This window comes from Frankia sp. ACN1ag (genome assembly GCF_001414035.1).
In the GTDB taxonomy this organism is placed as follows: domain Bacteria; phylum Actinomycetota; class Actinomycetes; order Frankiales; family Frankiaceae; genus Frankia; species Frankia torreyi.
Genome location: NZ_LJPA01000013.1, coordinates 26,917 through 46,350, shown reverse-complemented (window position 1 = coordinate 46,350; position 19,434 = coordinate 26,917). Strand labels below are relative to the sequence as shown.

Here is a 19,434-nt window from a genome sequence, read left to right as displayed (position 1 = left end):
GTCACCTTCCTGCGGTCCCGCGACGGGCGGCGGGCAGGAGCGGGGCGGCGTCGCCCCAGCGGGCCCGGCGGGCCCACCGGTAGTCCGCGCCGGCGCTGCGGGCGACCACGACGTCCCGCCGGCCGTCCGGGGCGCAGACCAGGAGCCGGACGTGGCCGGAGCGGGCCGCCGGGGCACGCAGCACCCGCCCGCCGGCGTGCGCGGGGTCCTGCCGGGAGGCCACCAGGTAGGTGTACTTCTCGTCCTCGTGGCCGAGGGCGGCGTCCTTCGTCGTCCGGTGCAGCGCGCTGCGCTCGACGCGGCGGGCGAAGTGGCACCAGTCGCCGCGCGGCAGCGGGCAGGCGCCGTCGGCGGGGCACGGGGCGGTGATCGTCGCGCCGGCGGCGAGCAGCGCCGTTCGGGCGGCGAGGATCCGGGCGAAGCCGGCCGGGGTGCCGGTGTCGATGAGGACGAGCTCCCCCGCGGTGGCCCGCCACCACGCCGCCACCGCCGCGGAGCGCCTCGCGGCGGGCAGCTCGCCAAGCAGGTAGGCGGCGACGGTCAGGTCCGCGGTCACCGGCGGCGGGATCTGCACGTCGCCGCGGTGCCAGCGGGCCGCGCGCAGCGCCGGCGGGCCGTCGGCGCGGGCCAGTCGGCGCCCGGCGTCGATCATCAGCGCGGACCGTTCGACCAGGTCGACGCGGGCCAGCCCGGGGTACCGCTCCGCCGCGGCGTGGGCCGCCGTGCCGGGCCCGGCGCCCAGGTCGAGCAGGCTGGCCGGCTGCCAGTCCGGCCGGCGGGCCGCGACCTCGGCCAGCACCGCGCGGCTGACCGCGAGGGTGGCCGGCAACCGGGCGGCAACGTAGGCCCGCACGTGGTCGGCGGTCAGCGTCCCGTCGGGCGGGGTGTCCGCGCCGGACCGGTAACGGGCGGACAGTTCGCGATAGGCGTGCGACAGGTGCCGCACGGAGGAACGGCCCTCGCCCATCTGTCCGGTCCCGGTGCCGCCGCCCTTTGCGGGGTCGGCGTCGTACCCGCGGCTCATATCCCGATCGGCCACGCCCGCAGCGTAGCCACCGCCCCGGCAGCGCTGTTCACCATCCCGCCGCACCGCTACCGCGACGGTGGCCGCCGCGGCGCTATTCGGGCGGGCCGGCCGGTTCGATCGGCTCGACGGTGGCCGAGCGGCGGTGGTCGAACACCAGGCTTGTTTGCACGTCGAAGACCTCGGGCCGGGCGGTGAGCCGGTCGATGACGAGGCGGTAGAGCCCGTCGACGTCCGGCACCGCGACGTGCAGGAGGAAATCGAAGGTTCCGGTCGTGGAGAACAGGCTCACCGTTTCGGTGAGGTCGGCCGCCCAGGCACGGAAAGCCTCGATCACCGGCCGGGAGGGCGGCCTGACCCGCACGGATATCAGGGCCTGCACCGGCCGGCCGATCGCGGCGAGATCGACCTCGGCGCGAAACCCGCTGATGATGCCCCGTTCCACCAGCGCGCGCACCCGCTGCAGGGAGGTCGAGGGCACCACATGGGTGGCCAGGGCGAGATCCCGGTTGGTCCGCCGGCCATTCTGCTGCAACAGGCGCAACAAGGCCCGGTCGAGCTCGTCCAAGCCGATTCCCCTCGCCGTCAGGGCATTGATGACCCGCCCTCGGAGTATTTATTGCGGTCGCGACATAGTAGCAACATGTCCCGGTATCGGGCGGGTTGTGCCGAGTGGGTCTCGTCCAGGGAACCCCCGACCAGGGAAAACGCAGACGGAGGGATTGCGTGATGTGCGCGTCCGGCACTTTCGGGCCGGACACGGTGCCGCCGCACGGCGCTGCGAACGGCTGAGCCGGGCCCGGGCGAGCGGTGGAGCACCGTCAGACGGCCGGGTCTGGTGCGCGAGCGCGCCGCGGAGCGGTCGCGCCCCCAGGGCCGCCGACCGGTTGCCGCTGCCTGGACCGGGTGGTAAGCCCACAAGGGGTGGAGGGTGATCGGTGGGCCGCGCCCCCGGGGCCGCGGCCGGGGTGGGATCCGCCACCGCCACCACCACGGCCCGTCCCGCGGCGGACCACCCACGCGTCCGCCGGTCGGCCGGCCGGGGACGGAATCCGACCCGTGAGGAGCACCCCCCGTGCCGCAGACCGTCCCGTTCGTCGACTATCTGGTCCTGGGTGAACGACCGCACCTGGTCGCCCGCGAATGCACCGCGTGCGGCGCGCGTTTCTTCGACCGGCGCAACGCGTGCGCGAGCTGTTTCGGTACCTCCTTCACGCAGGTGGACGTCTCCACCGAGGGCGAGGTGCGCGCGTTCACGATCGTCGCCCACGCCGCCCCCGGGGTACCCGTGCCGTTCGTGTCGGCGACGGTGGACTGCGCCGGCACGAGCGTGCGCGCCAACCTCATCAACGTCGCGCCCACGCCCGAGGCGGTGCGCCTGGGGATGAAGGTGCGCCTCGCGCTCACCCCGGTCGGCGTCGACCAGGCCGGCACCGAGGCGATCAGCTTCGGGTTCGAGCCCCGTCCCTGAGGCCCTCGGCGTCCCGGAACCCGCCCCACACCTTCGGCAGGAGAGACGACATGGCAAGCGACGACGTGTGGATCCTCGGCATCAGCATGACGCGGTTCGGCAAGCACCCCGACGCAGACCTGATCGACCTGGCCGCCGAGGCGACCATGAACGCGATCGCGGACGCCGGGATCACCATGCGGGAGATCGGCGTCCTCGCCGCCGGCAACCTGCGCGGCGGCGGCGGGATCGGCCAGGCGTTACAGAAGCAGGTGGGCCAGACCGGCATCCCCGTCTACAACGTGGCCAACGCCTGTGCGACGGGGGCGACCGCGATCCGCGTCGTCCACATGGCGCTGCGCGCCGGGGAGGCGGACTTCGGGCTCGCCGTCGGCGTGGAGAAGCTCGCCGGCGCCGGGCTGCTCGCCGGCGGCGAGCGGGCGGGCGACTCCGCCGCCTGGGCGCCGCAGGGCCGCTTCGGCGCGGTCGGCCCGCTCGACGGGCGCATCGGCACCGAGACGATGCCCGGGGTCTTCGCCCAGATCGGCATGGAGTACGGCCACCGCTACGGCGGCACGAGCTTCGAGCTGTTCGCCCGGATCTCCGAGAAGAACCACGCCCACTCGACGCTGAATCCGCTGGCCTCCTACCAACGCCGGTTCACCCTGGATGAGATCATGAACGACGTCATGATCTCCTACCCGAACACCCGGCCGATGTGCTCGGCGAACTGCGACGGGGCGGCCGCGGCGGTGCTCGTCACCGGCGCCGCGCTGAAGACCCTGGCGCCCGAGCAGCGCCGTCGGGCGGTGAAGATCTCCGCCTCGGTGCTGACCACCGACCCGTGGGAGGAGGCCTGCCAGGTGCTGCCGAACGTCAACACGCTGACCCGCAACGCCGCGCGACGCGCCTACGACACCGCCGGCGTCGACCCGGAGGACCTCGACCTCGTCGAGCTGCACGACTGCTTCGCCACCGCCGAGCTGGTCCACTACGACAACCTGATGCTGTGCCCGGAGGGCGGCGCGGTGGACTTCTTCAACTCGGGTGCGACCTGGCGGGACGGGTCGACGCCGGTGAACGTCTCCGGCGGGCTGGAGTCCAAGGGGCATCCGATCTCGGCGACCGGCATCGCGAACATCTGGGAGGTGGCGACCCACCTGCGCGGCGAGGCCGGCGACCGGCAGATCCCCGGGGCCCGCGTCGGCCTGGCCCACGTGATCGGGCTGGGTTCGGCCTGCGGGGTGCACATCCTCGAACGCGCCGCCTGAGCCGCCGCGTCCGGGCCGCCCCGCCTACCGCGCCGCGGCGGGCGGCGGGGCGGTCCGGGGGCGCAGGCCGTCCATGAACAGGTCGAGCAGGCGCCCCGCCTGCGCGCGCTGGGCGGGTTCGCCGGCGGCGAGGGTGACGCCGGCGAGCCCGGTGAGCACGTCGACCGGGTCGACGTCGGCGCGGACGGTCCCGGCGGCGGCCCCGGCGGCGAGCAGGGAGGTGACGGCGGCGACCATCCGCTCGCGGGTGTGGGCGAACGGATCGCTGCCGGAGGCGATGACGGCCCGCAGCGCGTCGGCCATCCCCCGCTTGGCGGTGGTGTAGTCGAGGAAGGCGTCCATCCAGGCGCGGACGGCCGCGGCCGGCGGCAGGCGGCCCAGCAGCGCCGGCGCCGCGTCGCACAGCCGGCCGAGCTCGGCGCGGTAGACCGCCTCGACGAGCGCCTCGCGGGTCGGGAAGTGCCGGTAGAGGGTGGCGATGCCGACCCCGGCGTCCCGCGCGACGGCCTCCAGCGGCACGCCCGGACCGCCCGCGGAGAAGGCCCGCAGGGCCGCGTCGAGGACCTGGTCGCGGTTGCGGCGGGCGTCGGCCCGCAACGGCCTGGTCCTGCCGTGCGCCGGCATCGCTCTCCTCCCCGCGGCCAGGTGGGGCGGACCGTTGCGCGGCCAGCGAACGCTCGGTGACCACGTTGCTAAGTGGAGGCGGCTCCACTTAGGCTGGGCTTCGCGGCCGGGAGCTTCGCCCCCACCGGAACCGACCGAGTGTTCCGCAGGCCCGCGCGCCCCGGCCCGGACGGGCCGCCGCCGCGGCCGTCCCGCCGCCGCCATCATATCGGCCGGGCTTCCGCCCGGATCCGCCGAGCACACAGGAAGATCATTACTGTGAGCACTCTAATCACCACACCGTTCTCCGCGACCTCGACCGCGGCCGAGGTGCTGGCGGAGGTCGACCTGTCCGGCCGGCACGCCGTCGTGACCGGCGCGTCCTCGGGCATCGGCGTCGAGACGGCACGGGCACTCGCCGACGCGGGCGCCCAGGTGACGATCACGGTCCGTGACCTTGACGCCGGTGCCCGCGTGGCCGCCGACATCACCGCGTCGACCGGGAACGACCACGTCACCGTCGCCCCGCTGGACCTCGCGCAGCCCGCCTCCGTCGCCGCGTTCGTCAACGGCTGGCAGGGCCCGCTGCACATCCTGGTCAACAACGCCGGGGTGATGGCCGCGCCGGAGACCCGCACGTCGCAGGGCTGGGAGCTGCAGTTCGCCACCAACCACCTCGGGCACTTCGCGCTGACGACGGGCCTGCGCCCGGCGCTGGCCGCAGCCGGCGGCGCCCGGGTGGTGTCGGTGAGCTCGAGTGCGCACCTGCGCTCCGACGTCGTCTTCGACGACATCCACTTCCTCGCGCGGCCGTACGAGCCGTGGTCGGCCTACGGGCAGTCGAAGACGGCCAACGTGCTGTTCGCCGTCGAGGCGACCCGGCGGTGGGCGGACGACGGCATCGCCGTCAACGCGCTCATGCCCGGCGGCATCCGCACGAAGCTGCAGCGCCACGTCACCGACGCCGAGCTCGACCGGCTGCGGGCCCAGAGCGCCGCCGGCGCCGGTGGCGGGGGCATCTCCTGGAAGACGCCCGAGCAGGGGGCGTCGACCTCGGTGCTGCTCGCCGCGTCGCCGCTGGTCGACGGGGTCAGCGGCCGGTACTTCGAGGACTGCAACGAGGCCGGCCCGAACCAGCCGGGCACCCGCACCGGGGTGGCGGACTACGCCCTCGACCCGCGTTCGGCCGCGCGGCTGTGGGACGTCAGCCTCGCCACCCTGGCCGGCTGACCGCGCCGCCGCGCCGCCGCGCCACCGGCCGACCGCCAGGGGTCAGCCTGGCCGGCGGCCGACCGCCAGCGGTCAGCGGCCGGCGGCCGGCGGTCAGGGCGCGAGCGGCGGGGCCGGCCGGGACGGCGGCGGGGAGGTGGTCGACGGGCCCGGTCCCCCGGTCGCGGCGGGGGGGCTCGGCGAGCCGGTCGCGGTGGGGCGGGCGACGTCGAGGGTGACGGTCGACCCCCGCGGCACGCCACCCGACGCCGGGGTCTGCCCGATGACCGTGCCGGGCGGATCGTCCTCGGGCCGGGGGTGCTGGACGACGGTGAGACCGAGGTCGGTCAGGGTGCGCTGCGCCTCTCCCGCCGGACGGCCGTGCAGATCGGGCACCGTCACCGTGTCGCTGGCCACGGTGATGGTGACGGTGCTGCGGGCCGCCACCCGGGTGCCCGCGCTCGGCGTGACGGCGTCCACCTGCCCGGCGTCGGCGGTGGACGGGCCGGAGTTGAGCCGCTGCACGACGGTGAGGCCGGCGGCGCGCAACGCTGCGCGGGCGTCCGCGGCGTCCTGCCCGACGACCTCGGGCACCGTGACGGTGCTTGGCCCCGTCGACACGGTCAGGGTGACGGTGGCGTCGCGGGTGGGCGTCGTCCCGGCCGACGGGTCGGTCGCGACGACGGTGCCGCGGGCGCCGCTGCCGGCCCGGTAGGCGCGCTCGACCGTGTCGAAGCCGGCCGCACGCAGGGCGGTCTCGGCCGCGGCGGCGTCCTGGCCGACCACGTCCGGGATGGTGACCCCGTCCGTGCCCGGCGAGGCGTCGGCGGGATCGGTGTGGGCGGCGGGATCGGCCGCGCTCGTCGGCGCGCCGGTGCCGGCGTCGCCGTGGCCGCCGGCCGGTCGGGTGGCCGGTCGGGTGGCGGGGGCGGTGTTGCCGCCCGCGGCCGATGCGACGGTCACGCCGCCATGCCCGCCGGGCACGGCGACCTGCCCGGCCGCCGTCGCGGTGGCACGGGCGGATCCGCCGTGGGCGTGCACGAGCAGTCCGATGACCATCAGCGCGGCCGCGATCACGGCACCGGCCGCGGCGGTCATCAGCCGCACCCGCCGCCGGCCGGCCGACCCCGGATCGCCGGCGGGACCGGCCGCGCCCACCAGCACCAGGTCCAGCGGACCGGTCGCCGGGCCGGGCACGGCGACCGGCGTCAGATCCGGCGCCGTCGCACCGATTCCGGACCTGGGTCCGCCCGCGAGCATCGGTCTGCCCGAGGGCACAGATCCATCCGAGGACACGGCTCCGCCCGGAGGCACGGATCCGCCCGGGGTGGCCGGTGCTCGATCGGACGCGACACGGACTCCCCCGTCGGGCCCTGGCTCGGACCGTGCCAACGCCAGTCCCGTCGCAAAGCCCGGCCTTCTTCCCGCCCCCACCCCCGCCACCGCGGAGCCGGGACCCGACCTCACCGCCGACTCGGACTTCGAACCCGCCGGCACCGACCCGGACCCCACCCCCGCCGGCGCGGACCCGGACCCCACCCCCGCCGGCGCGGAGCCAGGCCCCGCCACCGCCGGGGCAAGGCCGGGCCCCGCCACCGCGGGTCCGCGGGCCGATCCCGTCCCCGCCGGGCCGGAGCCGGATCCCGACTCCGGCCTGGGCGACGTTCGCGAGGCGGCGGGCGAGGTGGGCGGTGCGGTGCTCGGGCCCAGCCGGGGCGGCAGGATGTCCAGCGGGCTGGTGACGATGGTCTCCGCGGCGTCGCCGGGGCGCACGAGGCGGCGCAGCAGCTCCTCGGCGGTGGGCCGGCGGCCCGGCTCCCGGCGCATCGCCGCGCGCACCACGGCGGCCAGCGCCGGATCGAGGTCGCCGAGCGTGGGATCGGCGTGCTGGACCCGGCGTAGCTGGGCCGACGTCGGGCCGTCACCGAACGGCTTGCGCCCGCTGCCCGCGAAGATCACCAGGCCGCCCCACGAGAAGATGTCGGCGGCGCTCGTCACGGTCTCGCCGCGGGCCTGCTCGGGCGACATGAACGCCGGCGTTCCCGCGACCCGGCCCGACGGCCCGCTGGGCGCCTCGTCGGTGACCCGGGCCAGCCCGAAGTCGATCACCCGCGCGCCCAGCGGGGACAGCAGCACGTTCGTCGGGGTGAGGTCGCGGTGCACCAGGNCCGCGCCGTGGATGGCGGTCAGCGCCGCGGCGACGCTGACCGCGACACGTTCCAGGTCGGCCGAGCCCAGCGGGCCGTGGGTGGCGATGGCGCGGGCCAGGGTCGGGCCGTCGACGAACTCCGTGACGAGGTAGGGCTGCCCGTCCGGAGGGTCGACGACGTCGAGGACCTCCGCGGTGCAGAAGCGGGCGACGCGGCGGGCCACCGCGGCCTCCCGCCGGAACCGGTCACGGTAGCGGGGGATGCGGGCGACGTCCGCGCGGATGACCTTCACCGCGACCAGGCCGGTGTCGCGGCCCCGGCCGAGAAAGACGGTGCCCATGCCACCCTCGCCGAGCCGGCCGAGAATCCGGTAATCGCCGAGTTCGCGCGGATCGCCGGGGCGCAGCGGGTCCGGGCGGGTGGAGAGCCCGTTCGTCTTTTCCCGCGGCTCGGTCACCTCGTCGACGTTCTCGCGCGTATCCACCATTTCTCCCTACGGCCGAGCGAAAATCGGGCACAGGGCGCCTGCTGAATTGTCGGTGACCGCGCGTCCTCCCGGCCGTACCTATCGCCTACTCGACACCGCCGGCGGCGCGGTCCCCCCGCTTCGGCAGGCCGCCGAGGCGGGGCCGATGTCACCGACGCAACTCCCCCGCAGGGGCCCCGGCCTGGCCCGAAACGGCCAGCCGAGCTGTCGGTGCGGCGCGCCCACGGAGGCTGGCGCGGCGGTCATGGTGACGCCTGCGGCACCGGGGGTGGCGCAACGGGCCACCGGCCGCGGCGCCGGGCGCTCTCCTCCCGCCGATGGCACACCGGTTGTCATTGCCCGAGCCCATACCGACGCCGACACGGCGCATTACCGGCCTGATACCTCAGGACTCGGTCAATCGGCGGACATTTTGATGGGAATCACGGGGAGACCGTCCGCCGTCACCGAACCGGCGAGCCCGGACCGGCAATGGCCCGCACGTCCCCCGAAGGGGTGGCCGGGCAACCCGCCCTCGGGTACCCCCGCCGCCCGGTCAGCCGCGTTCAGCGGCGTTCAGCGGCGCTCGGCGGCGTGGCCGGCGACCAGCATCCGGGTCGTGGCGACGGACGCGGCGGCGGCCTGGTCGACGCTGCGGCGGTGCTGGGCGAAGACTCCGTCGAGGTGGAACACGGCGTGCCCGTGGGCCTGGGCGAGGTGCTGCTCGACGAGGATGAGCGCGTCGCGGTAGCTCGGCACCCCGGGCAGGGCCAGCACCAGCGGGAGCAGCGTGTCGAGCAGGGCACGGGTCTGCGCGCCGAGCTGCGGGTGGCGGCTGCCCGCCAGCCCCGGGGCGAACAGGACGTCCATCCCGGCGCGGCGCTCGACGACGAACCTGGTGTAAGCGCCGGCGGTGGCGGCCAGGCGTTCCACCGGATCGGCGCCGGCGGAGTCCGCGGCCGCGCGCACCTGGCCGGTGAGCTGGCGTGCCGCCGCCGCGGCGGCGGCCGCGAGCAGGCTGTCGCGGTCGGGGAAGTGCCGGTACGGCGCCGCCGAGCTCACCCCGACGCGGCGGGCGACCGCGGCGACCGAGAACGCCACCAGGCCGCCTTCGGCGATCAGGTCGAGGGCGGCGTCCACCAGCGCGGCCGCCAGATCACCGTGGTGGTACGAGGTCCGGCCCGGCTCCATCATTGCCGCCTCCGGTCCCGACGCCTGGACGTCTGTGCACCATACAATCGAAGTGAGTGCGCTCTTACATTGTGGGACCGGGGTGCCGGTCCCGGGGGCGTTCGCACGCTTTCGTCCGCGTCACACCATGATCACTACGGCCCTCGCCGCGTTCCCGCGGCGCACCCGCCCGGGGGCGGCGAGGGCGCGAGGGAGTTCCATGGCCACCACCGCAGCGCTGGTCGTCCCCGCCGCGGGCGCCAAGTTCGAGCGCTCGACGGTCGAGCGCCGCGAGCTGCGCGAGCGTGATGTCCTCATCGACATCAAGTACGCCGGCATCTGTCACAGCGACATCCACCAGGCCAAGGAGGAGTGGGGCCGGGGCACCTACCCGCTCGTCCCCGGCCACGAGATCGCCGGTGTGGTCGCCGCGGTCGGCCCGGCGGTGACGAAGTACGCCGTCGGCGACCGGGTCGGCGTGGGCTGCTTCGTCGACTCGTGCGGTGAGTGCGAGGCCTGCGAGGCCGACGAGGAGCAGTACTGCCTCAAGGGCGCGGTGCCGACGTACAACGGCAAGGGCTACGACGGCGAGACCACCTACGGCGGCTACAGCCAGAGCGTCGTCGTCACCGAGCACTTCGTCGTGCGCATCCCCGAGTCGCTGCCCTTCGACGCGGCGGCCCCGCTGCTGTGCGCCGGGATCACCGTCTACTCGCCGCTGCGGCACTGGAACGCCGGTCCTGGCACGAAGGTCGCCGTCGTCGGCCTGGGCGGGCTCGGCCACATGGCCGTCAAGATCGCCCATGCGCTCGGCGCCGAGGTGACCGTGCTCAGCCAGACGCTGAGCAAGGAGTCCGACGGCCTGCGCCTCGGCGCCGACCACTACTACGCCACCGGCGACAAGGCGACGTTCAAGACGCTGCGCCGCTCGTTCGACCTGATCATCAACACCGTGTCGGCGAACCTGCCGCTGGACGCCTACCTCGGCCTGCTGCGCCTCAACGGCACGATGGTCAACCTGGGGGCGCCGCCCCAGGCGAGCTCCTTCAGCGTGTTCTCGCTGCTGGGCGGGCGGCGCAGTCTCGCCGGTTCCAGCGTCGGAGGCATCCGCGAGACCCAGGAGATGCTCGACTTCTGCGCCGAGCACGGGATCGCCTCGGAGATCGAGCTCATCGGCGCCGACGAGGTCGACGAGGCCTACGAGCGGGTGCTGCGCAGCGACGTGCGCTACCGGTTCGTCATCGACATCGCCACCCTGGCCCAGGAGTAGCACCGACCCTAGGAGTAGCACCGACCCTAGGAGTAGCACCGACCCTAGGAACAGTTCCGGGGCGCTCGGGCCCGGGCCGAGGCTCATCGGAGACGGCCGCCCGGGCCCAGGCCCGCAACGTAGCCGCACGAGCCGCATCCTCACCGGCCGGCCGCGCCGGCGCCGGACACCGTTCCGGACCGGCCCGGCCGGCCGCGCCCCACTGCGCTCACCTGCGCTCATCCGTGCCCACCTGCGCCCCGGCTGGCCGGCGCCGGGAAAAGAGCCAGGATAAATCCAACGAAAACATTATCCTTGGCGTCATTGTTTTTCTGGCCCCGAGGAATATCGACGTCATCTTTCCCGCGCGCTATTTGTTTACATGAGATTCACAGCGCGCGCAGTTTCGACCTCGCCCTGGCCGCTACGATTCCTTTCGGGTTCGCCGCACGGCACCCGCCCCGGCTTACCAGTCGGAACGAAAGTCGTAGGCCAGCCACGCGATTGCCGACCGCCCAGCAGNGGCCCGCAACGTCGATCCGGAAATGAGGGCTCCCATGCCATACGTCATCACCGCGGCGTGCATTGATGTCAAGGACGGCTCCTGCCTGGAGGGCTGCCCGGCCGACTGCATCTACGAGGGCGACCGCAAGATGTACATCAACCCCGACGAGTGCACCGAGTGCGGCGCCTGCGCGGTCTCGTGCCCCGTCGGCGCGGCCCTCAGCGACGACCGGGTGAAGGCGAAGGACAAGGAGTTCATCGACAGCGAGGCGGCGTTCTTCACCGACATCCTCCCGGGCCGCGACGAGCCGCTCGGCGAGCCCGGCGGCGCCACCCGCCTCGGCAAGATCAAGGCCGACACCCCCTTCATCGCCGCGTACGTCAAGTAGCGCCGTGCGGGCGGCCCGGTCCTCCCCCCGGCCGGGCCGCCCGACTCACCGGCCTCACCGCCCGTCGCCACGGCCATCTGATCCGCTCGCTCGTCGTCAGCGCGCCCCCTGCTGGTCGCGCCGGCCGGCGGTGGCGATCCACTGGTAGCCGTCGCGCACGCCTCAGGTCGCGGCACACCTGTACGCCCCTACGCCTCTACGCCACCTCGGGTGAGTGCCGTTTGGATTGCTCAGCCTGCCACCGCGGCGGCGATCCACGGGGATGCCGAGATGCTGGAAGCCGAGGGCCAACACCCGATCACCGACCTTGACATCCCGAATCGGCTTGCGGGTGCCGTCGGCCATCAGAACCGACTGAACTGCCGACTGAAGAGTCGGGCACGCTACTGAAGAGCTCGGTGTCGTTTCAGAGTACTGGGTGGCCTGGGTGACGACCTGGGCGATGTAGGCGTCGGAATGGTTGTAGTGCCATAGGGCGCCGGTCAGGTCGGTGGCGACGTGGTTGTCGCATAGGTAGGCCGCGGCTGCGTAGACGGCGTCGGACGGGTTGTAAAGCGATGGCGGGTTGGCGCCGCCTGCTGGTAGCTGGTGGTGGGCGACGACGTCGGCGAACGTCGGGGCGAGGAACTGCATGGGGGCGCCTGCTATCTCTAGCTCGAACGCGCAAGGTGCTGGCAGCGCGCTCTTCGCGAAGCGAGGGACGTTGGGCACGTGCCGATCGCCGCGGCGGCTGGAACATTCACGGATGGCGCCGCGGATCTCGATCCTGGGCTTCGCCCGGCGTTGCTCGCGCTGGTCGAGCCCGACGAACGGGGCGACCCGATGTCACCGCTGCGATGAGAACGCGGTGGGCAGCGAGAGCACGGTCAGGCCGAGCTCGGCGACGCAGGCCAGCAACCGGGCCGGGGAAGAGATCATGTCGTCGTCCCGGACTACGACCGTCGCCCCCGCCGCCAGCGTCGTGAAGATCTCTTCGAGGCTGACATCGGCGGTGGCCGGGGCGAACTGCAGCACCCGGTCGTCCGGGCGCAGCTCGTACACGTCGACGAGAGCCGTGATCACGTGGCAGAGCGCCGCGCTTGGGATCGCCACCGGCTTCGGTCGCCCTGTACTGCCCGACGTCATCAGGACGCAGGCGATGTCACGGAGCGCTTCGGGGCCCCCGGCCGGCGGGGGAAAGCTCCGGCCGGCCCACTCACGGTCCAGGTCAACCTCACGGTCCAGGTCGACGCAGCGCCAGGCGGTTTCGGTGAACCTGGGATGCCAGCGGCGGGGCGCCATGACGACCCCAACGCCAAGCTCGGCGGCCCGGGCCAGCGCCTGCGACGGCGGGGCCGGCACCTGGTGTGGGTCGGGCACCTCGTGTGGGTCGGGCACCTCGTGTGGGTCGGGCACCTCGTGTGGGTCGAGGGGAAGGAAGGCCGCTCCCACAACGAGCGCCGCGAGCATACCGACCACCGTCTCCCGGCCCCGCGGGGCGCACAGGCCGACGGCGTCGCCACGGCACACACCTGTGTCCAGTAACTGACCGGCCACGGTGTCGACCCGCTCCCGCAGTTGCCGGTAGTTCCACTCCCTGCCGCCGTCCACGACGGCAGGGGCGAGCGGGCGAGCGGCGACCTGCGCCCAGATCGCGTCTACAAGGGTGCCGTCGCCGGCCACCGCCGGCAGCTCGTGCGGGTAGGGCAGAGCGGACATTGCGGAACATCCCTTGGTCTCGGGCCACGGAGCGGCGCAGCGAGTGGGGAAGGGCTCAGCGCAGGTTCGGAGGGACCAGGAACCCAAGCGTCAGAGCGGTGGAGTCGCCGGTGGGATCGGGATCCTCGCGGGCGACGACCTCCGGCCCAACCCGGTCGAACCATTCCTCCGCGGCGACCCCGGTAACAGCCTCGGTCAGCCCGCTCGAATAGTGATGCAGTTCGCCGGCAGGTGCCCTGATTCGATTCACCGTGCCGGGAGCCGGCCCGATAGGGTTCTCGTTACGGCCGAGCCACAGCTCGGCCCTACGGTCGGTCCGGTCACCCATTCGGGTCAACCATTCCAGCAGCTCCGTCTCTCCCCGGCCATAGACGCTACCCAGGGCAGAATGACGGGAAGTAGCCTGAACATGAACGACGCACTACAACCACGCCGGCCGACCAATTCTGCGGCCACACGGACCGGCCAGACCGTTCGACCGACACAACCCCGATCCCGGCCGGCAGCCCCGGCAACCCGTCCAGCACTTGACCTCTGCCCCAAAACACACGCGCCCGCCCACTTTATGATCTCTCCAATGGCAAGAGAGATCATTTCAGCGGGCGGGTGTCTCTTTCTCCCCAGCCGGAAGCCCGATTTCACCCGTCACAGCCAGACGTCGGGATCGAAGACGCCAAACAACTCCTCGGCGCCAGCCAGGCCCGCAGCCGGCACAAACGTGCCGTCCCGTTCGCTCTGACCTGCCAGACCCTCACCGTCGCCGGGAACGCCACCGCCGGCTACCACCCCGCCGCCGCCGACCACCGCCAGCACGCACCCGGGTACACCACCAAGACCCATTCCCCCACCGCCGACATGTTCCACAAGATCCGCCGCGTCCTGATCACCGTCAAATATCAGGCCGTTCACCCCGGGCAGACGACGCCCGCAGAACTCCACACCCTCCGGCCGACTTGGGAGATCGCCGCCACCTAACCGCGAAGGTCGAGCTCGGTGTAGAGTTCAGTAATTCGGCGAAAGTCGAATATTCTTTCTATAAGTTTCGCCAGGATTCTATCCTCCGAGCGGAAGCCCCCGCTTTTACTGAAGCCGACTGCGGGTTCAGCCAAGCCCGTCACGCGGGCCGCAGCGACAGTCCTGTCGGGGGACAGACCCAGCTCTCCCGGTCAGGGGATGACGCGGCGGCGGCGGAGATCGTCGAAAAGGGCGTAGAACATCGTCTCGGTCTCGACGTACTCGTGGAAGCCGAAGCGGCGGGCCTTCGAGCCATCGGCGATCATGTCGTAGTCCCAGGAGAACACCGCGTCGCCGAACCGCCAGGACGAGACCTCCCGGTAGGAGTGACCGGCGAGGCCGTGGCGGGCGGTCATCGTCTTCCACAGCTCCTCCTTGTCCGCCATCACGGACTCGAGGCTCATCGGCAGCGTCGCGGCGACCTCCAGGCCGAAATAGCGGCCGACGGCCGGCCACATCTCGCTCCACCGGAACAGGTCACCGTTGTTGATGTTGAAGGCCTGATCGGCGCACGCGGCGGTGGTCGCCGCCCACACGGTCGCCTTCGCGAGCAGGCCGGCGTCGGTGACCTCCAGCAGCGCGTCATAGGCCCCCGGCGCGCCCGGGAAGCGCAGTGGCAGGCCGAGTTCCTTCGACATCGAGGCGTACACCGCGAGGACCATCGTGAGGTTCATCGGATTGCCCGTGGCGAACCCGCACACGACCGACGGGCGGATCGCCGACCAGCTCCAGCCCGCATTCCGACCGCGGGCGGTCAGATAGTCCTGCTGGTCGACGTTGAACTCCGGCGGCATGTGCCCGGCGTCGGACTCCCGCGCCGGGGTCTTGAACGGGCCGAGGTGCGCGCCGTACACCTTGTAACCCTGCATCAGGCTGACGTGGCGCAGCGCCGGGCTCGCCGCGTCGACGGTCTCGACGACGTTCGTCAGCATCGCCAGGTTCGGCGCGACGAGCTCGGCCCAGGTCGGTCGCTCCTGGTAGGCGGCGTAGAACACGTGGGTCACCGCGCGCAGGTTGCCGAGCGCGGCCCGGGTGGCGTCGAGGTCGAGCAGGTCGACGGCGACGTGGCGCACGCGCGGCGCCGGGCGGCCGCCGCGACGCGACACCCCGATGACCTCCCAGTCGCCGAGGCCGGCGAGATGCTCGACGAGGGTGCGGCCGATCACCCCCTGAGCGCCGACCACCAGCGCGACGTTGCCCGCGGTCTGGGCGCCCGCAGTCTGGGCGCCCTCCGGATCGGTGCCCGCGGCAGAGGTGCGCTCGAAATGGGTGCGTGCGGGGCGGTTGCCCTCAGGGCGGGGGGCCTCGGGGCGGGGGGCCTCGGGGCGGGGGGCGTGGTTGGGGGTCATCCGGTGCTCCTGACGTCGGCGGTGGCGGCTCCGGACCGGGCCGGGGAACGGCGATCTCTCCAGCCTGCGCACCGCGCGGCCATAAGTCGAAGACATAGTTCTTGTCGGACTCATAAAATCGGTCTATGGCAACGCTGCGTCAGCTTGAATACCTGGTGCGGGTCGTCGACGAGGGGTCGTTCACCCGGGCGGCCGAGCTGCTGCACGTCAGCCAGCCGGCGCTGTCGCACCAGGTACGGGCGCTGGAGCGGGCGGTCGGCGGCGCGCTGCTCGAACGGCTCCCGCGCGCGGTCCGGCCGACGCCGATGGGCCGGGCGCTGCTCCCCCACGCCCGCGCCGCGCTCGCCGAGGCCGAGCGCGCCCGGTGCGCCGCGCGTCGTGCCGCCGGCCTCGAACGCGGCGAGGTGCAGGTCGCCACCGTGTACTCGGTGACCCTGGGGATACTGCCGCCGGTGCTGCGTGCCTGGCACCGGGCGTACGAGGGGGTGCGGGTGCGCCTGTTCGAGCACCGGCACGCCGACGAGCTCGAACAGGCGATGCTCGCCGGGCAGGCCGACCTCGCGATCGGACCGCCGCCGCCGAGCTGGGACGGCCCGGTCCGGCCGCTCGGCGAGGAGGAGTTCGTCGTCGTGCTGCCGCCGGGCGACCCGGCCGTACCCGCCGCGACGACCCAGGTCGGGCTCGGCCGCCTCGCCACCCGGGACTGGGTGCACTACGCCCCCGGTCACGGCCTCGCCGAGGTGTTGGATCGAGCCGCCGCGGACGCCGGGTTCCGGCCCCGCGCCGCGGTCCGCACCGAGCAGACCGCGGCCGCCCCGGTCCTCGCCGCCGCCGGGCTCGGCCCGGCCCTCGTCCCGGCGAGCATCGTGCCCGATCCGTTCGCCGGGCGGGTCCTGCGGGTCGATCCACCGCTGCGCCGCCCGCTGGCCGCCTATGCGCGCGACGAACCCGACGTGCTCAGCGCGGCCTTCCTCGACCTGCTCACCCGGCACACCCGGCTGCTGCCCACCCACGTGCGCGCGCTGCTGCCCTGACGGCCGTACCGCCCGCCGCCCAGGTCAGCAGCCTGAGCGGGGTGACGGCCATCGCCGCCGTCAGTCCGGGCCCGGGTTGGCCGGACGGTGCGGCTCGAACCAGCTCCACGGTGCGGTAGCGGTGGGTCCGGTCGCCGGCCCCGCAACGCCCCGGCCGCCGGGCAGGCGCGCCGCCGCGTCGACCTCGCGACCGGCCACCGCGCCGACGGCGGCACGCGGCGCCCGCCCCCGGGTGCGTAGCCGGGTCGGCACCGTGTCCTCGGCGCGTGCGGACTCGGCCGGCGAGCCGGAGCCGCCGCCGGCGGCCACCCCCACCGGCACGCCCGGGCCAGGCGGCGCGTCGGTGCCGGTGCTGTCGGCAGAGGCGGTCCCGGGCCGGGCGGTCCGCGGCGCGGGCATCCCGTGTGTCCCGCTCGGCGCGGCCGCCCGGTCCGCCGGCTGCGGCGCTCCCTCACTGCCGGGCGCCGTCGACCGCCCCGCGGCGGGCCCGGCCACCGGCCGCCTGCCGGTGGTGTCCCGGGTGAGGTGCACCAGCGCCGGCAGCAGCAGGACACGTAGCACCAGCGCGTCGAGCGCGACGCCGACGGCCAGCCCGAGGCCGAGCAGCTTCATCGTGCGCACCTGCTGGCAGGCCAGCCCGGCGAAGACGGCGATCAGGATCAGGCTGGTCGCGACGACCACGTGGCCGACGTCCGCGTGGCCCGACCGGATCGCCGTCGCCGGGTCCCCGCCGTCCGGCGGCTGCTCCTGCGGGTCCCGCAGCCGGCGCAGCAGGGTCAGGTGCATGCCGATGGCCAGGCCGAAGGAGAGGATCAGGATGAGACCGAGGACGAACGGTTCGATCGGCCCACCGCGCACCCCGAGCAGTCCGGCGAGGCGGCCGTCGCAGAAGACGAAGGTGATGGCGCCGAGCGACGCCGCCGTGGTCAGCGCGCTGGCCCCGACGATCGCCGCGGTGGGGCCGACGCGGCGCACGCTCGCGAGCACGGTCACCCCGAGGACGACGAGTTCGAGGGCCGCGAAGGCCGGCAGCACCCGGGTGAAGCGGGTCGCCATGTCGTCGAACAGCGCGGTCTGGCCGCCGATGTGCACCCGCACGGTCGTGCCGGCGACGGCGGCGGGCACCGCCCGGGTGCGCAGCCGCCGCACGAGGTCGCTGGCCTGCGCCGAGCGGGGCTCCGCCTGGGGCAGGACCTCGATCAGCGCCGAGCGGGTGGCGGGATTCTGCAACACCTGGAAGGCCCTGACCACCCCCGGAGTGGTGCCGAGGCGGTCGAGCAGGGTCGCCAGGACGGCCGGGTCCGCGGCCGGCGGGTTCGCCGCGGGCGGGTTCGCCGCCGGCAGGCCCGACGCGGGCAGGTTCGACACAGGCAGGTTCGACACGGCAACGAGGACGGGACCGTTCAGGCCCGCGATGTAGTCGTCGCTGATGATGTCGTAGGCCCGCCGGGTGGTCACCGACGTCGGGTCGACGCCCCCGTCGCCGCCACCGAGACGCAGTCCGATGATCGGCAACGCCAGCGCGGCCAGCAGGAGGACCGCCGCGGCGGCGAGCATCCCCGGGAAGCGCCCGACGAGGCCCGCCCACGCCGAGCGCAGACCCGGCCGGACCGGCAGGCCGCGGCCGGTGGCGCGCAGCTGGGTGCGCTCGGTCCAGACCAGCAGGCCCCGGCCGGCGACGGCGAGCGTCGCGGGCAGCAGGGTGGCGATGGCGAGGCTGGCGACCGCGGCCGCGACGAACGCGGCGGGGGCGAGGCCGGCGAGGACACTCGCGTGCAGCGCGCTGGTGCCGAGCATGACGACGGCGAGGCCGAGGCCACCCCAGACGAGCGCGCGCCCGGGCTGGGCCATGCTTGCGGCGACCGCGTCGAGTGGCCGCCGTCCGGCGCGCATCCCGGCCTGGCAGCGGTGGACGACCACGACCGCCGCGCCGAGGCTCGTCCCCACGGCGATCATCACGGCGAGCAGCGGCGCCAGCGGGCTGACCTCGACCCGGTGGGAGAGCAGGGTCACGCCGGCCTGCACCCCCGCGGCGGTCGCGCCGGCGACCAGCGCGCAGACGGCGACCCCGCCCGGCGCGCGTACCACCAGGCACAGGATGATCGTGGCGGCCACGACGGCCAGGGCGATGGGGGTCGTGGAGATGTTCCCCTGGACGATGATCGTCGTGCCGGGGCCCGACATCTCCACCTGGAGGTCCGGCCCGTCGTAGGCGCGGGCGGTCGCGATCAGGCGTCGCACCGCGGCGAGGTCCGGGGTCGTCGCGGCGCCCTTCATCACGACACCCACGATCGCCGCGCGCCCGTCGCGCGCCACCGGCTCGACGCCGAGCAGCAGGCCGCCGGCCGGCCCGTACGGATCGATCGCGGTGGCCACCCCGGGCAGCCGGGCGACCCGCGCGGTCATCGCCGCGATCCGCTGGCGGACGGCCGGGGCGTTGATGTCGCCTTCGCGGGCCCGCACGACGATCATCTCGGCGTCGGGCAGGCCGCCGGGCACGACGTTCGCCAGGGCGTCGGTCGCGAGCTGGGAGTCGGTGCCGGCGACACCGAACGTCTGGTGGTAACGGGCGCCCTCGTGGCCCGCCAGCACGCCGCCGGCAACCAGAACGATCAGCCATGCGCCCACCACGATCCACCGGTACCGCAGGCACCACCCGGCGATCAGCCCCACAGCTCACTCCTCGACGCCCGGGCCGCCACCTCCGGCGCCTCGCCCTGTTTGTCCGTATTCCCGCTACCGCGGGGACAATCTGAGCGCACCAAGACGATCAGCGTCAATGCGTGTCCGGCGCTGTGCGGTCGAGATGGCACGGGGGTGCCGGCCGGTCGCCGTGACTTCGAGGGTCGGCGTT

17 protein-coding genes and 1 pseudogene are annotated in these 19,434 nt (G+C 74.0%); 7 read left to right on the top strand and 11 right to left on the bottom strand.

The genetic code is table 11. The annotated features are described in order from the left end of the window. Position 1: 1 nt before the first annotated feature. Entirely contained in the window at positions 2 to 1,039 is a 1,038-nt protein-coding gene (locus UK82_RS13615) for a small ribosomal subunit Rsm22 family protein (RefSeq protein WP_128423237.1), read from the bottom strand. A 79-nt stretch (positions 1,040 to 1,118) separates the two neighbouring features. Then, on the bottom strand, positions 1,119 to 1,592 hold the full coding sequence (locus UK82_RS13610) for an Lrp/AsnC family transcriptional regulator (protein ID WP_044883086.1): 474 nt from the start codon (positions 1,590 to 1,592) through the stop codon (positions 1,119 to 1,121). Between the two features lie 507 nt (positions 1,593 to 2,099). Here UK82_RS13610 and UK82_RS13605 point away from each other — a divergent pair. Further along, complete coding sequence (locus UK82_RS13605; RefSeq protein WP_044883085.1) at positions 2,100 to 2,495, top strand: Zn-ribbon domain-containing OB-fold protein; 396 nt, start codon at positions 2,100 to 2,102, stop codon at positions 2,493 to 2,495. 50 nt (positions 2,496 to 2,545) lie between these two features. Further along, complete coding sequence (locus UK82_RS13600; RefSeq protein ID WP_044883084.1) at positions 2,546 to 3,745, top strand: thiolase family protein; 1,200 nt, start codon at positions 2,546 to 2,548, stop codon at positions 3,743 to 3,745. A 24-nt stretch (positions 3,746 to 3,769) separates the two neighbouring features. Here the strand turns inward: UK82_RS13600 and UK82_RS13595 are convergent, their stop codons facing one another. Beyond that, positions 3,770 to 4,369 (bottom strand): TetR/AcrR family transcriptional regulator, encoded by a 600-nt coding sequence (locus tag UK82_RS13595; RefSeq protein ID WP_044883083.1) that lies wholly within the window; start codon positions 4,367 to 4,369, stop codon positions 3,770 to 3,772. 258 nt (positions 4,370 to 4,627) lie between these two features. Between UK82_RS13595 and UK82_RS13590 the strand changes: the two genes are divergently transcribed. Continuing rightward, entirely contained in the window at positions 4,628 to 5,578 is a 951-nt protein-coding gene (locus UK82_RS13590) for an SDR family NAD(P)-dependent oxidoreductase (RefSeq protein WP_173667281.1), read from the top strand. Positions 5,579 to 5,671: 93 nt separating this feature from the next. Here UK82_RS13590 and UK82_RS13585 read toward each other — a convergent pair. The 3 genes and pseudogenes from UK82_RS13585 to UK82_RS13580 all read right to left on the bottom strand — a co-directional run. Next, positions 5,672 to 7,724: pseudogene (locus UK82_RS13585) on the bottom strand (PASTA domain-containing protein); the annotation flags it as partial. 1 nt (position 7,725) lies between these two features. Beyond that, positions 7,726 to 8,194, bottom strand: a 469-nt coding sequence (locus UK82_RS37655; RefSeq protein ID WP_396230551.1) for a protein kinase domain-containing protein, incomplete at its 3' end; no start/stop codon positions are given. Between the two features lie 555 nt (positions 8,195 to 8,749). Further along, the gene (locus tag UK82_RS13580) at positions 8,750 to 9,367 is read right to left on the bottom strand and encodes a TetR/AcrR family transcriptional regulator (RefSeq protein ID WP_044883082.1); all 618 of its coding nucleotides are present in this window, start codon (positions 9,365 to 9,367) and stop codon (positions 8,750 to 8,752) included. 196 nt (positions 9,368 to 9,563) lie between these two features. On the opposite strand from UK82_RS13580, the gene UK82_RS13575 reads away from it, so the two are divergent. Next, positions 9,564 to 10,613 (top strand): NAD(P)-dependent alcohol dehydrogenase, encoded by a 1,050-nt coding sequence (locus UK82_RS13575; protein WP_044883081.1) that lies wholly within the window; start codon positions 9,564 to 9,566, stop codon positions 10,611 to 10,613. A 536-nt stretch (positions 10,614 to 11,149) separates the two neighbouring features. Continuing rightward, positions 11,150 to 11,485 carry a DUF362 domain-containing protein gene (locus UK82_RS13570; protein WP_044888781.1) on the top strand — a complete coding sequence of 112 codons (336 nt, stop codon included), beginning with the start codon at positions 11,150 to 11,152 and terminating at the stop codon, positions 11,483 to 11,485. 162 nt (positions 11,486 to 11,647) lie between these two features. Here UK82_RS13570 and UK82_RS37650 read toward each other — a convergent pair whose 3' ends face one another. From UK82_RS37650 to UK82_RS13555, 3 genes are all read right to left on the bottom strand, one after another. Beyond that, positions 11,648 to 12,118: a hypothetical protein gene (locus UK82_RS37650; RefSeq protein WP_055407526.1), complete on the bottom strand. Its 471-nt coding sequence runs from the start codon at positions 12,116 to 12,118 to the stop codon at positions 11,648 to 11,650. Positions 12,119 to 12,310: 192 nt separating this feature from the next. Then, positions 12,311 to 13,183 carry an AMP-binding protein gene (locus tag UK82_RS13560; RefSeq protein ID WP_055407523.1) on the bottom strand — a complete coding sequence of 291 codons (873 nt, stop codon included), beginning with the start codon at positions 13,181 to 13,183 and terminating at the stop codon, positions 12,311 to 12,313. A 55-nt stretch (positions 13,184 to 13,238) separates the two neighbouring features. After that, on the bottom strand, positions 13,239 to 13,511 hold the full coding sequence (locus tag UK82_RS13555; RefSeq protein WP_044888783.1) for a hypothetical protein: 273 nt from the start codon (positions 13,509 to 13,511) through the stop codon (positions 13,239 to 13,241). A gap of 278 nt (positions 13,512 to 13,789) precedes the next feature. Between UK82_RS13555 and UK82_RS13550 the strand changes: the two genes are divergently transcribed. Then, a complete protein-coding gene (locus UK82_RS13550) occupies positions 13,790 to 14,158 on the top strand; it encodes a hypothetical protein (protein WP_055407521.1) in 369 nt (122 codons plus the stop codon). Positions 14,159 to 14,349: 191 nt separating this feature from the next. On the opposite strand, the gene UK82_RS13545 is transcribed toward UK82_RS13550, so the two are convergent. Continuing rightward, a complete protein-coding gene (locus UK82_RS13545) occupies positions 14,350 to 15,546 on the bottom strand; it encodes an SDR family oxidoreductase (RefSeq protein WP_236705899.1) in 1,197 nt (398 codons plus the stop codon). A 125-nt stretch (positions 15,547 to 15,671) separates the two neighbouring features. On the opposite strand from UK82_RS13545, the gene UK82_RS13540 reads away from it, so the two are divergent. Beyond that, positions 15,672 to 16,580: a LysR family transcriptional regulator gene (locus UK82_RS13540; RefSeq protein ID WP_044888166.1), complete on the top strand. Its 909-nt coding sequence runs from the start codon at positions 15,672 to 15,674 to the stop codon at positions 16,578 to 16,580. Between the two features lie 60 nt (positions 16,581 to 16,640). Here UK82_RS13540 and UK82_RS13535 read toward each other — a convergent pair whose 3' ends face one another. Then, positions 16,641 to 19,253: an MMPL family transporter gene (locus UK82_RS13535; protein ID WP_055407518.1), complete on the bottom strand. Its 2,613-nt coding sequence runs from the start codon at positions 19,251 to 19,253 to the stop codon at positions 16,641 to 16,643. Between the last annotated feature and the right edge of the window lie 181 nt (positions 19,254 to 19,434).

Coding starts and splice junctions, on each gene's coding strand:
- UK82_RS13545 (WP_236705899.1), bottom strand. CDS start 15,546: ATGACCCCCAACCACGCCCCCCGCCCCGAGGCCCCCCGCCCCGAGGCC.
- UK82_RS13575 (WP_044883081.1), top strand. CDS start 9,564: ATGGCCACCACCGCAGCGCTGGTCGTCCCCGCCGCGGGCGCCAAGTTC.
- UK82_RS13580 (WP_044883082.1), bottom strand. CDS start 9,367: ATGATGGAGCCGGGCCGGACCTCGTACCACCACGGTGATCTGGCGGCC.
- UK82_RS13570 (WP_044888781.1), top strand. CDS start 11,150: ATGCCATACGTCATCACCGCGGCGTGCATTGATGTCAAGGACGGCTCC.
- UK82_RS13595 (WP_044883083.1), bottom strand. CDS start 4,369: ATGCCGGCGCACGGCAGGACCAGGCCGTTGCGGGCCGACGCCCGCCGC.
- UK82_RS13600 (WP_044883084.1), top strand. CDS start 2,546: ATGGCAAGCGACGACGTGTGGATCCTCGGCATCAGCATGACGCGGTTC.
- UK82_RS37650 (WP_055407526.1), bottom strand. CDS start 12,118: ATGCAGTTCCTCGCCCCGACGTTCGCCGACGTCGTCGCCCACCACCAG.
- UK82_RS13555 (WP_044888783.1), bottom strand. CDS start 13,511: ATGGGTGACCGGACCGACCGTAGGGCCGAGCTGTGGCTCGGCCGTAAC.
- UK82_RS13560 (WP_055407523.1), bottom strand. CDS start 13,183: ATGTCCGCTCTGCCCTACCCGCACGAGCTGCCGGCGGTGGCCGGCGAC.
- UK82_RS13540 (WP_044888166.1), top strand. CDS start 15,672: ATGGCAACGCTGCGTCAGCTTGAATACCTGGTGCGGGTCGTCGACGAG.